We start from the raw sequence: 10,896 nt of genomic DNA, 5'->3' as shown, positions 1-10,896 counted from the left end.
GGTGGCGTAATCCTCGGCGGTGTAGTCGGTGAACGGCTTGGCGACGTAGACGCCCGCATTGTTGACCAGGGTGTCGACGCGGCCGAACCGCTCGACGGCGGCGGAGATCACCCGTTCGGCGGTGGCCGGGTCGGCGATGTCGCCCTGGACGGCGAGGACGCCGGTGTCCTCGGCGGGGGTGATGGTGCGCGAGGTGGCGACGACTGCGTGGCCGAGCTTGCGGTAGGCCTCGACCAGGCCGGCGCCGATGCCCTGCGAGGCCCCGGTGATGACGGCGACCTTCTGATTCTGCATGGTGATGACAATCCTCCGGGTGTTCGACCGAGCACGGGCACGGTGACGGGATGGGATTCCTCGACCTCGGCTGCCGCCGGCGTCGTCACTTGATTGGTGTAAGCCAACGAGGGAATCTTTCGGGGGGCGGCAAAACTTGCCCTGAAACTCGCCATTGAGCGGCTGGCGGCGCGGCGACCCGCTGCTGACGGTGTACTCGAGGGACGAATGACCAGGCCCGCGGCTGGTGTGTATCAGCCGACCTGCCAGTCTCCGCGGTCGATGAGCTTCGTCGAGCTCACACAGGACGCCGACAAGGAAGCGGCGCAGGCCGCAACGAACTTGCCCGAGGTCCAGCTCCAGTGACGCGGAGCGGACCGACTGCGGCTGAGCACCCGGCGCGCGAGCAGTTGCCTTGCCCGGATGGGCACCTCATGGGGAACTTCGGGGCGAGTTTTCGCCGACCCTCCGAAAGATTCGTCGTTCGCTTACGCCAATCAAGGATGAGGGCGGCCAACGGTGCCGCAGCCCCAACTGCGATCGGAGGCAGCGATGTCGGTGGAGACCACCGGACGGAATTTCTACCCAGACGACCCGGAGTACTTCATCGCTCAGCTCGCTCGCGACCGCGAAGCCGTGCCCGCTGAGCCGGCCTCGTCACAGAGCGAGTCGGACGACGCCTGCGACAAGTCAGATCGATGACAACGGGAGAAGCTGCCATGGGCGACACCACGCCTCCACCACTGACGATCGTGCAACCAGGAGAGGGACGGACTGAAAATCTCGGAACTACTGGAGTGACCTTCAAGCTCTGGAGCCACCAGACAGGGGGTGCTGTGTCGATCGTGGAGCACCCCTTCCCGGTCGGTGCGCTGGTCGCTCCGCATCGGCACACCCGTGAGGACGAGTACTCGATCGTGACCGAGGGGGAGATCGGTTTCCGGTCGGGCGACCGCGAGGTCGTACTCGGCGCGGGTGGGTACATCACCAAGCCGCGTGGAGAAGTTCACACGATGTGGAACGCGGGCAAAACGCCCGCGCGGATGATCGAGGTGATCACCCCGGGCGGTTTCGAAGGGTTCTTCCACAACCTGTCTGAACTGATCGCGGGCGGCCCGCCACCCGATGGGGAGCTGGTACGCCTCGGTGCTGAGTACGGACTGGAGTTCGTCACCCCCGATTGGCTGCCGGACATCGTCGCGCGGTACCAGCTCAAACCACCGCCCAGCCGTACCTAGCCTTGTCACGGTGGGCGCGCCGCCGCCGAGTGTGGCCCACTGTCCACGAGCCGACCGGCGGCAGCAGCCGAGGTCGAGAAACCCATCCCGTCATCGAGCGCGTAGTCGTGCTCGGTCGAAGAACTGGAGACATGTGATTACCATGCAAAACCAAAAAGTCGCCGTCATCGCCGGAGCCTCGCCGGGCATCGGCGCCGGCCTGGTCGAGGCCTGCCGCAAGCTTGGCCACGCCGTCGTCACCACCTCACGCACCATCCCCTCCGGCGAGGACGAGGGCGTCCTGTGATGACGATCATGAACGGGATCCGCCGAATGTCGGTGATGCTTACCGGTGCGACAGCGGCACTTATGGCCACGGCGATCACAGTGCCTGCCCCCGCCGCCGCGGTGGGTGCTACCGACGGGCCGGGAACCGGCACACGGTGCTCCCCGCGCGTGTCCGCGCTCGGTTTCAGCGACGCCCTGGACAAGCGCGTCGTCAATGGTGCCGAGGTCGGTGGGTTGTCCTCGCTGGCCTTCGACGTCCGGTCGCGTTCCTGGGCGTCTGCTGTGGACAATCACGCCAATGATCCAGCGCGCATCTGGTTCTTCAGCAACCTCGAAGACCCGAGGCCGGTTCGTGACCCGTTGGTGCTCAGGAAGCCGGATGGCACGCCGTATACCGGGACCGGCTCTGATAACGAGGGGCTCGCCGTGCTCCCGGACGGCGACTATGTGGTCAGCTCGGAAACCGAGCCGTCGATCCGGATCTTCGACCGCGCCGGTGTACAGAAAGAGTCGCTGCCGGTTCCGGCGCGGTTCGCGGTCACCGGTACCACCCCCGACGGTCAGGCAACCTCCAACGCCACTCTCGAAGGACTGACAGTCTCGCCGTCCGGGCGTGAAATCATCGCCTCCATGGAGGACGCACTCTCCGGCGACGTCTCCACGACCGGCGACGCCTCCCTGCACCGGTTTCTGGTGTACACCGTCGACGGCACCGGACAATGGCACCTCATCAAGCAGGTCGGCTACCGGGCCGAGCCCGGTATGCGCATCCCCGAAGTCGCCGCATACCGCGATGACGCGATCGTGGTCGAAGAGGCCGCTTTCGACAGCACCTCCGGCAACAGTGTCGACCTTTTCACTGTGACCGGTCTCAGAAAAGCTGCCGACGTCGGTGCCGTGACCAACCTTTCAGACGCGCCGCGTGCGGACATCGTCGCCAAGCAGCACCTGGCCGATCTGGTCAACTGCCCCACACTGGGCGCCCCTGCAAAAGAGGCCCAGGCCAACCCCCTGCTGGACAATTACGAAGGCATGGCCATCACCGGCAACGGCCCAGGCCTGATCGGCGTGAGCCTGATCAGCGACGACAACTTCTCCGCGATGCAGACCACGCGCGTGCTGAACCTGGCCGCACATCTGCCCTGAGCCCGGACGCCCCGATGTCAAGGACGAAGCGCGCGACGTTGGCTGTAATAGTCCACATCGGGGCGAATCTCGTATCCTTCGCTCGGTGAACAGCTAGGACGCCGGGATGTCCCCTTGGCCCGGCGTCCGGTGGCGGTCTGCAGTAGTGGTCGTTCAAACGGGCACTGAGCAAACCACTGATCACTGCTGGTAAGGCGTAGTCGCCCGATGTACTGCGAGTATCGCGGTGATCCCCAACAAACGTCAGCGACGAGGATAACCATGCACGTACTGCTCACAGGTGGCACCGGCTACATCGGAGCCGCGGTGCTTGATCGGCTCGTCTCCAGCGGCCACCAGGTCACTGCCTTGGTCCGCTCTGCCGAGAAGGCCGAGTCGGTACGGGCCAAGGGCGCCCAGCCCGCGATTGCCGACCTGGCAGACCGTGATGCATTGGAGGGACTCGCCGCCGCGAGCGACGGTGTGATCCACTTGGCGTCGCCAGGCGACCAGACTACTGCGACCGTCGAAGAGGTGGCCGTCACCAGCTTCCTGCGCGCGCTTGGGAACACCGACCGGCCGTTCGTATATACCACCGGCGTCTGGCTGCACGGCAGCGGTTCGGGAATCACTGAGTCGACCGGCATGAACGCCCCGCGGCTGATCGCCTGGCGCGTGCCGCTCGGCAAGCTTGTGCGCGCAGCGCAGAGCGTCCGGACCTCGGTTATTGCGCCGGCAGTGGTGTACGGCCACGGCGGCGGTTTGCTGAACCGCGTCGCCGCTGGCCCTCGAACCGCCGGAAATGCCCCGGCGCTCACCATGATCGGTCCGGGTGACCAGCACTGGAGCACCGTGCACGTGGACGACTTGGCCGAGCTATACGTGCTCGCGGTGGAGAAGGCCCCGCGCGGTTCGTACTTCATCGGCGCCAGCGGCACGAACCCGACCGTACGGGAGATCACCGAAGCAGTGAGCCGCTCTCTCGGCCTGGCCGGCCGCGTCGAGCCCGAACCCGTCGCGCGGACGCTCGACCGGCTCGGCATGCTCGGCAACGCCCTTCTCCTCGACCAGCAGGCGTCGGGCGACACGGCCCGGCGTGTCCTGGGCTGGTCTCCCATGGGACCGCCGGTCCTCGACGACATCGCGCATACGGACTTCTGAGAGACCGCGCCGGGCCCCGCCTGCGGCGGCGCCCGGCGCGGGGTGTTGGCCCGTCTGCCATCGGGCGAACCGGTCCGTTGCGCAGACCAGCGTCTTGCATCGAGGCGGGCAGACGCCGTGTGTCCGACCTGGTCCAGCGTCACCAGTTCGCTGCCGGACCAGGCGTGGTGCAGCAGCCACGGCGTGCCGACGATGTCAACGATGTAGAGCACGCCCTGCGTGCGGCGCCGATGGGGGCCGGTGAGCGTGAGCGGGGTTCTTTCGCTGTGGGGCTGAAAAGCTCCGATAGCCGGTGCGCACCCGCCTCAACGGTGAGCACCAGCCGGCGGATGCCGCCCTGCGGTACCAGCCGGGTGGGGCCGCCGGGGTGGAGGCCGAGGCGGCCGGTTCGGCCCCCTGAGGACTCGGGGTAAGAAGCTGCTCACCGAAGGCGCTCATTCTCTGAAGCGATCCAATCTCCGACAGCCAGTACTCAGCGAGGGAGCCACACGTGTCAAAGCCATTTGCCTCTGCCGGCGACACCGCCCCGAAGGCCGAGGCTCTGGAGCCCATCGGAGACGGCATTTGGGCTCTCACCGAGAGTGACAACAACGTCGGTGCCATCGAAGGCGAGGACTTCCTCGTAGCGTTCGATGCGCGTGCGACGCCGCTGATGGCGCGGCGTTGGCTTGAGGAGCTGCGCCAACACACTGACAAGCCGGTCAAGTTCCTGGTGCTGTCGCACTACCACGCCGTTAGGGTCCTCGGCGCCACAGCATTCCAGGCCGAGCAGATCGTGGCGTCCGCTGAGACCGCGCGCCTCATCGCCGAGCGGGGGAAAGAGGACTGGGACGTCGAGCTCGGCCGCCTGCCCTGGTCGTTCGACGGGCACGAGGAGATCCCGGGGCTGACGTGGCCGACGATGACCTTCGACCGGAACCTCAGCATCGACCTCGGCGGCAACCGCGGCACGGTGGAGCTGTCCTGGCTCGGCAAGGGCCACACCTCCGGCGACATCGTCGCCTATGTTCCCTCACAGAAGGTCCTGTTCACGGGTTGTATGGTGGAGAATGGTTCGGTCGTCTACAGCGGCGATGCCTACCATCGCGACTGGATGACCGGTACCCTGGACAAGATCGCCGAACTGGATGTCGAGGTGCTGGTCGGCGGTGGTGGCCAGATTGCACACACCAAGGCTGAAGCTCAGCGCGCGATCGACCTCACCAGGGACTTCATCACCAGGCTGTTCAGGGCCGTGGAGAACGTGAAGAACGCCGGCGGCGATATCAGGGACGCCTACCGGGCCGCCCGTGAACAGTTGCTTCCGGACTACGGTGGCATGCCGGTGTTCGAGCCCGCGATGGTCTTCGACGTCCAGCGCGTGTGGGAGGAACTCGACGGCAAGGCTCCCGCCATCTGGAGCCTCGAGCGGGACCACGAGGTCCGGAGCCAACTCACAAAGGACTGATTCTCTCTCCCCTGTCGAGGGACAATCGCAACGGAGGATGAGCCGATGCAGTTCGAGCAGGACATCAAGCCACTGTTCCGCGAACAGGACCGCAATGCGATGACGTTCGCCTTCGACCTCTGGTCCCTCGATGACGTTTCGGCCCACGCCGACGCCATCCTCGGCCGGCTCGAAGCCGGAACCATGCCGTGCGACGGAGCGTGGCCCGCCGACCGGATCGCCGTCTTCCGCAGCTGGATCGACGCCGGCAAACCCGCGTAGGTCTCGCCGGCCCTCGAACCAAACTCAACGCCCACGGCAGCCAAGTACGATCCGCCGGCCTCGTGCCAGCTCGCCGCCACCATGCGGCCCACAGTGCTCGGCTTGGCGTCCTCATCACCGCCGCCGTGCGCTGGAACCCGTGGTGGTATGTGTTCGTGATGTCGGTGGGTTGTTCGCCTCGTAGCAGGACCTGTTTGCTGGGCTTCGATGTCGGGTCAGCTCGTGCTGATTGCGGGCCAGAATTGGACGCACCAGATCTCTTCAATCGCGCCTGCGTCGCTGTCTTCGAGGGCGCGGGTGGCTAGGCGGCGTGCCTTGAGCTTGTAGTCGCCGGGGTGGGGCGGTGCGACGTTCTTGTCGCTCGGACTCGCTGTGATCGCGGCGATCATGACACGTCCGTTCGGGGTGTGGAATGTGTGTTCGTCGGTTCCGTCAGCATTCGGTGGCCCCGCGGGCGGCCAGATCTCGAGCGTCACTTCTGCGGACAAGGTGGTGTCAGAGGCGTGGAGCAGGGCGCCGCCGCGGCCGGTGGTGACGAGCCAGTCCGGGTTGTGCGGGATGGGGAGGTCGGAGTGGGTCTCGTCGCCGAACACGTCGACTCGGATTGTGCTGGGTTGTGCTGAGCCTGGGTTGACGAACAAGCAGGTCGCCGCGAACCTGCGGGTCGTGCCGAACACGGTGGACAAGTGGCGCCGCCGATTCATTGCCAACCGTTTGGAGGGCTTGGTGGACGAGCCGAGGCCGGGTCGTCCACCGTCGGTTCTGCTGGACGAGGTCGAAGAGGTGATCACTGCGACCATCGGGGAGACGCCGCGGAACGCGACGCAGTGGTCGCGCACGTCGATGGCGGAGAAGTCGGGGTTGTCCAAATCCACGATCTGGAGAATTTGGCGTCAGTTCGACCTCAAGCCGCACCTGGTCGACGGATTCAAGCTCTCGACCGATCCGATGTTCGTGGACAAGGTCGTCGATGTCGTTGGCCTGTACCACAATCCACCCGAGCGAGTCGTCGTGTTGTGCGTGGACGAGAAGTTGGGGATGCAGGCCCTGGATCGCTCCTAGCCGATGATGCCGGCATGCCTGAGCGGCATCGTCACGACCAAGTCCGGCACGGTGTCACCAGCCTGTTCGCCGCGTTCAACATAAAGCGGTCCCGGCCGAGTTGGACGTGCACCTGGTCTGCGACAACCTCGCCACTCACAAATGGACGCAGCGACGACGAAGCCGGCCGACCTCAGTCGCGCTGCCGATCGGGACCGCCGAAACGGGCCGGTGATGGTCGATATGCCCGTGCTAGGACGCCCGGCCCTCTGAGCCCGGTGGCCGGCTTGTGCACGATCGTTTCGATCCTCGCCGGTGATCGAAACGTCAGCCGGCCCCTGCCTCACTGTGCTCGCGCTGCTCCAGTGCTTCGATGGCCGACGCGAGCAGGCTGCGCTCGATGTGGCTGTGCATCAGTTCCCGTGCCCCGCCCTCGTCGCGGGCGGCGACGAGGGAGACGAGCTGGTGGTGCTCCTGGTGGTCGCGCGTGCGGGGTTCGTTGCCGGGCGGGAGTTGCAGCCCCGCGCGGCGATAGCGGTCGGTCTTGTCCCAGATGTCGTCGAGCAGGCGGATCAGCGTGGCGTTGTGGGACGCCACGTACAGCGCCCGGTGGAAAGCCCGGTGTGCGGTCAGCGCCTCTTCGCCCCATTCTCGGGTGACGGGCAGCAGTCGGGCCACCGCGGCGCGCAGGGCCGACAGGTCGTCGTCGGTGCGCCGCCGCGCCGCGTACATCGCGGCGGTCGGGTCGAGCGACAGGCGCACCTCGAAGAGCTGGCGGGCCTCGGCCGCGCTCATCCCGGCCACGCGGGCGTCGCGGTGGGCGTCGAGGTGGATGAGGCCTTCGCTGGACAGCCGGCGGATCGCCTCGCGCAGCGGGGTGAGGCTCATGCCCAGGTCGCCGGCGAGCTCGTTCTGCTCGAGCCGCGAGCCGGGCCGCAGGGCGCCCGACAGGATGCGGCCGCGCAGCTCGGCGTAGGCGACCTCGCCCTTGCTCGAGAACACGTTCGCGCTGCTCATCGACCTCTGCACCCTCCCTGGCGGAAACCGAGGCTTGTGCTTCGGCCTGCCGGGACTTTAGCATCCGATTGGAATTTATAATTTATAAGAGAGGCCCGGATGAAGATCCTCGACGTGCACGAAGGCGTCGTCCCGATCAGCTCGTCGATCCGCAACGCCTGGATCGACTTCAGCTCGATGGACTGCTCCATCGTCGCGGTGGTGTCCGACGTAGTGCGCGACGGCGAGCCGGTGGTCGGGTACGGCTTCAACTCCAACGGCCGTTACAGCGCGGGCGAAATCCTGCGGCGCCGCGTCGTCCCCCGTCTGCTCGTCGCCGACCCGGACGCCCTGCTCGCCGAAGACGGGCAGCTCGACCCCACGCGGGCGTGGGATTTCATGATGGCCAACGAAAAGCCGGGCGGGCACGGGGAGCGCTCGGTGGCCGTCGGCGTGGTCGACATGGCCCTGTTCGACCTCGCCGCCAAGCTCGCCGGGCAGCCGCTGTACCGCTGGCTGTCCGACCGCTACGGCGACGGCGCACCGGACGACGACGTGTTCGTCTACGCCGCCGGCGGTTACTACGCACCCGGCAAGACCCTGCGGGACCTGCAGGACGAGATGAAGGGCTTCCTCGACCGGGGCTACCGCGTGGTCAAGATAAAGATCGGCGGCGCGGACCTGGCCGAGGACCTCGAGCGGATCGAAGCCGTGCTCGACGTCCTCGGCGGCGACGGCTCCCGGCTCGCGGTGGACGTCAACGGCCGGTTCGACCTGGCCACCGCCCTCGAGTACGGTCGCGCGATCGAGCCCTACGGCCTGTTCTGGTACGAGGAGATCGGCGACCCGCTCGACTACGGTCTCAACGCGGTGATCTCCGAGCACTACGCGGGCCCGATCGCCACGGGCGAGAACCTGTTCTCCCTGCAGGACGCCCGCAACCTCATCCGCTACGGCGGGATGCGCCCCGACCGCGACTACCTCCAGTTCGACCCGGCGCTGGGCTACGGGCTCACCGAATACCTGCGCATCCAGGACATGCTCAAGCAGCACGGCTGGTCCTCGCGCCGCTGCATCCCCCACGGCGGCCACCAGTTCTCCCTGCACATCGCCGCGGCGCTCAAGCTCGGCGGCAACGAGTCCTACCCCGGCGAGTTCCAGCCGACCGGAGGGTTCGCCGACGGCGCGGTCGTCGAGCGCAGCCGCGTCGGTCTCACGGAAACGCCCGGCATCGGCTTCGAGGAGAAGGCCGCGTTCTTCAAGGTGCTGCGCCAGTTGCACAGCTGAAGGTCCCCCCGTCACAACGTCGTGCGAAGGAGCAACCCATGCCGTCCACCGCCCCCGCGGCCCGATCGCGCGTGCGCAGCCTGCTCGGACAGCTGTGGTTCCAGGTGATCGTCGCCGCGGTGCTGGGCATCGCCGTCGGGTTCCTGTTCCCGAAGGCGGGCCCAGCACTCAAACCGCTCAACGACTGGTTCATCTCGCTGGTGAGCATGATCGTCGTGCCGGTCGTCTTCTGCGTCGTCACCACCGGCATCGCGTCGATGGACAACCTGCGCAAGGCGGGCCGCATCGGCGGAAAGGCGATCGGCTACTTCGTGGTGCTGTCGCTGGTGTCCATGCTGATCGGGCTCGTCGTCGCGAACGTGTTCAAGCCCGGGGCCGGGATGCACATCGATCCCGCGACGCTGGATCCCGGTGGTGTCCCGAAGGCCGCCACGCAGGGCCACGCGTCGTTCACCGATTTCGTCTCCGGCCTCATCCCGGACTCGCTGTTCGGCGCGATCACTGGTGACAACATCCTCGCGGCCCTGCTCGTGTCCATCGTGTTCGGCGCCGCGCTCAACCTGGCCGGCCCGTCCGGCGCCCCGTTGACGCGCGGCATCACGGCCCTGTCGGGTGTGGTCTTCCGGATCGTCCGCTGGGTCATGCGGCTCGCGCCGTTCGGCACCTTCGGGGCGCTGGCGTCGGTCGTGGCGACCTACGGCGCGGAAAGCCTGCAGCAGCTGCTGTACCTGATCGTGCTGTTCACGGCCACGTGCGTGGTCTACATCGTCGTGGTGCTCGGCTCGATCATGCGCGCCTGCCAGCTCGGCCTGTTCGCCTTGATGCGGCTGCTGAAGGACGAACTGCTGGTGGCGCTGTCGACCTGCTCGAGCGAGGCGGTGCTGCCGCAATTGGTGCGCAAGCTCGAGATCCTCGGCGCTGGGCGGCCGGTGGTGGGCATCGTGGTGCCGTCCGGGTTCTCGTTCAACCTCGACGGTTCTGCCATCTACCTCACGATGGCGTCGCTGTTCCTCGCGCAGGCCCTGGGCATGGACCTGAGCTGGCAGCAGCAGCTGACCATGGTCGGGGTGATGATGCTGACGAGCAAGGGCACGGCGGGCATCGCCGGGGGCGCCTTCATCGTGCTGGCCTCCAGCATGACCGCCGTCGGCCACATGCCGCTGGCCGCGCTCGCCCTGATCGTCGGCATCGACCGCATCCTCAACGAGGGCCGGGTGTTCATCAACGTCCTCGGCAACGCCGTCGCCACGATCGTGATCGGCAAGTGGGAGAACGACTTCGACCAGGACAAAGCCCGCCGCGTCCTGTCCGCTCGGGGTGCGGCGCTGGCCGAACTGGAGGCCGAGTACGACGCGGCACAGCGCGCGGCCATCGCACCGGCGCCCGTCACCAGCGGCGCGCAGGGCGCCGACCACTGACGCGCGCGAAACCAGATGACGCCGGTGGTGCGGGGCCGGGGTCCAGGCGCCGGTCCACACAGGACTTCCGCTCGCGCCGGCAACGAGGAATGGGCTGGTTCTGTGCGCCGCAGCGCGATCGAGCAACTGTGGTTGTCCAAGCGTTTTCATATCGTTCGCCGAGTCGCCCGGTCGGAAGCAACGGTTCATCAGCCGGTGCCGCCGCGACTACAGCTGCAGGTCAACCGCGAACATGAGCGTGGGGTTCTAGATCAACTCCGCCCTCGGACACATACTTGGTTCTCTGACCTGCGGTTTCGTCGAGACTTCTGATTGGTTCCTCTGCGGATCCGCTGGTCATAGGTGTGGGGGTTCAAGTCCCCTCCCGACACGCTCGCTAAAC

General features: G+C 66.9%; 12 protein-coding genes. 9 read left to right on the top strand and 3 right to left on the bottom strand.

Going from position 1 to position 10,896, the window contains the following annotated elements; translation table 11 throughout:
- Positions 1-294 (bottom strand): SDR family NAD(P)-dependent oxidoreductase (locus ABZU76_RS18580; protein WP_354870834.1); only part of this gene is annotated, 294 nt, incomplete at its 3' end.
- A 698-nt stretch (positions 295-992) separates the two neighbouring features.
- Between ABZU76_RS18580 and ABZU76_RS18575 the strand changes: the two genes are divergently transcribed.
- The 6 genes from ABZU76_RS18575 to ABZU76_RS18550 all read left to right on the top strand — a co-directional run bounded on the left by ABZU76_RS18575 (position 993) and on the right by ABZU76_RS18550 (position 5,772).
- Entirely contained in the window at positions 993-1,511 is a 519-nt protein-coding gene (locus tag ABZU76_RS18575) for a cupin domain-containing protein (RefSeq protein WP_354870832.1), read from the top strand.
- A gap of 142 nt (positions 1,512-1,653) precedes the next feature.
- On the top strand, positions 1,654-1,797 hold the full coding sequence (locus ABZU76_RS18570) for a hypothetical protein (RefSeq protein ID WP_354870829.1): 144 nt from the start codon (positions 1,654-1,656) through the stop codon (positions 1,795-1,797).
- The gene (locus ABZU76_RS18565) at positions 1,797-2,924 is read left to right on the top strand and encodes an esterase-like activity of phytase family protein (RefSeq protein ID WP_354870826.1); all 1,128 of its coding nucleotides are present in this window, start codon (positions 1,797-1,799) and stop codon (positions 2,922-2,924) included. Before ABZU76_RS18570 ends, ABZU76_RS18565 begins: the two co-directional genes overlap by 1 nt.
- A gap of 261 nt (positions 2,925-3,185) precedes the next feature.
- On the top strand, positions 3,186-4,064 hold the full coding sequence (locus tag ABZU76_RS18560) for an NAD-dependent epimerase/dehydratase family protein (RefSeq protein ID WP_354870824.1): 879 nt from the start codon (positions 3,186-3,188) through the stop codon (positions 4,062-4,064).
- 490 nt (positions 4,065-4,554) lie between these two features.
- A complete protein-coding gene (locus tag ABZU76_RS18555; RefSeq protein WP_354870821.1) occupies positions 4,555-5,511 on the top strand; it encodes an MBL fold metallo-hydrolase in 957 nt (318 codons plus the stop codon).
- A 45-nt stretch (positions 5,512-5,556) separates the two neighbouring features.
- Positions 5,557-5,772: a hypothetical protein gene (locus ABZU76_RS18550; protein WP_354870819.1), complete on the top strand. Its 216-nt coding sequence runs from the start codon at positions 5,557-5,559 to the stop codon at positions 5,770-5,772.
- A 215-nt stretch (positions 5,773-5,987) separates the two neighbouring features.
- Here the strand turns inward: ABZU76_RS18550 and ABZU76_RS18545 are convergent, their stop codons facing one another.
- Complete coding sequence (locus ABZU76_RS18545) at positions 5,988-6,365, bottom strand: hypothetical protein (RefSeq protein ID WP_354870817.1); 378 nt, start codon at positions 6,363-6,365, stop codon at positions 5,988-5,990.
- Between ABZU76_RS18545 and ABZU76_RS18540 the strand changes: the two genes are divergently transcribed.
- Entirely contained in the window at positions 6,331-6,834 is a 504-nt protein-coding gene (locus tag ABZU76_RS18540) for an IS630 family transposase (protein WP_354870815.1), read from the top strand. The two genes, ABZU76_RS18545 and ABZU76_RS18540, sit on opposite strands and share 35 nt — an antisense overlap.
- Positions 6,835-7,140: 306 nt before the next feature.
- On the opposite strand, the gene ABZU76_RS18535 is transcribed toward ABZU76_RS18540, so the two are convergent.
- Entirely contained in the window at positions 7,141-7,830 is a 690-nt protein-coding gene (locus ABZU76_RS18535) for a GntR family transcriptional regulator (protein WP_354870813.1), read from the bottom strand.
- A gap of 99 nt (positions 7,831-7,929) precedes the next feature.
- On the opposite strand from ABZU76_RS18535, the gene ABZU76_RS18530 reads away from it, so the two are divergent.
- The gene (locus ABZU76_RS18530; RefSeq protein ID WP_354870810.1) at positions 7,930-9,096 is read left to right on the top strand and encodes a mandelate racemase/muconate lactonizing enzyme family protein; all 1,167 of its coding nucleotides are present in this window, start codon (positions 7,930-7,932) and stop codon (positions 9,094-9,096) included.
- A 38-nt stretch (positions 9,097-9,134) separates the two neighbouring features.
- On the top strand, positions 9,135-10,514 hold the full coding sequence (locus ABZU76_RS18525; protein ID WP_354870808.1) for a cation:dicarboxylase symporter family transporter: 1,380 nt from the start codon (positions 9,135-9,137) through the stop codon (positions 10,512-10,514).
- The last annotated feature ends 382 nt before the right edge of the window (positions 10,515-10,896 follow it).

The sequence above is a fragment of the Amycolatopsis sp. NPDC005232 genome, assembly GCF_040607795.1.
Classification (GTDB): domain Bacteria; phylum Actinomycetota; class Actinomycetes; order Mycobacteriales; family Pseudonocardiaceae; genus Amycolatopsis.
The sequence above is the reverse complement of the archived record's forward strand: the minus strand, read 5'-3'. Positions and strand labels throughout refer to the sequence as shown.

Coding starts and splice junctions, on each gene's coding strand:
- ABZU76_RS18530 (WP_354870810.1), top strand. CDS start 7,930: ATGAAGATCCTCGACGTGCACGAAGGCGTCGTCCCGATCAGCTCGTCG.
- ABZU76_RS18570 (WP_354870829.1), top strand. CDS start 1,654: ATGCAAAACCAAAAAGTCGCCGTCATCGCCGGAGCCTCGCCGGGCATC.
- ABZU76_RS18565 (WP_354870826.1), top strand. CDS start 1,797: ATGACGATCATGAACGGGATCCGCCGAATGTCGGTGATGCTTACCGGT.
- ABZU76_RS18560 (WP_354870824.1), top strand. CDS start 3,186: ATGCACGTACTGCTCACAGGTGGCACCGGCTACATCGGAGCCGCGGTG.
- ABZU76_RS18525 (WP_354870808.1), top strand. CDS start 9,135: ATGCCGTCCACCGCCCCCGCGGCCCGATCGCGCGTGCGCAGCCTGCTC.
- ABZU76_RS18535 (WP_354870813.1), bottom strand. CDS start 7,830: ATGAGCAGCGCGAACGTGTTCTCGAGCAAGGGCGAGGTCGCCTACGCC.
- ABZU76_RS18550 (WP_354870819.1), top strand. CDS start 5,557: ATGCAGTTCGAGCAGGACATCAAGCCACTGTTCCGCGAACAGGACCGC.
- ABZU76_RS18575 (WP_354870832.1), top strand. CDS start 993: ATGGGCGACACCACGCCTCCACCACTGACGATCGTGCAACCAGGAGAG.
- ABZU76_RS18540 (WP_354870815.1), top strand. CDS start 6,331: ATGGGGAGGTCGGAGTGGGTCTCGTCGCCGAACACGTCGACTCGGATT.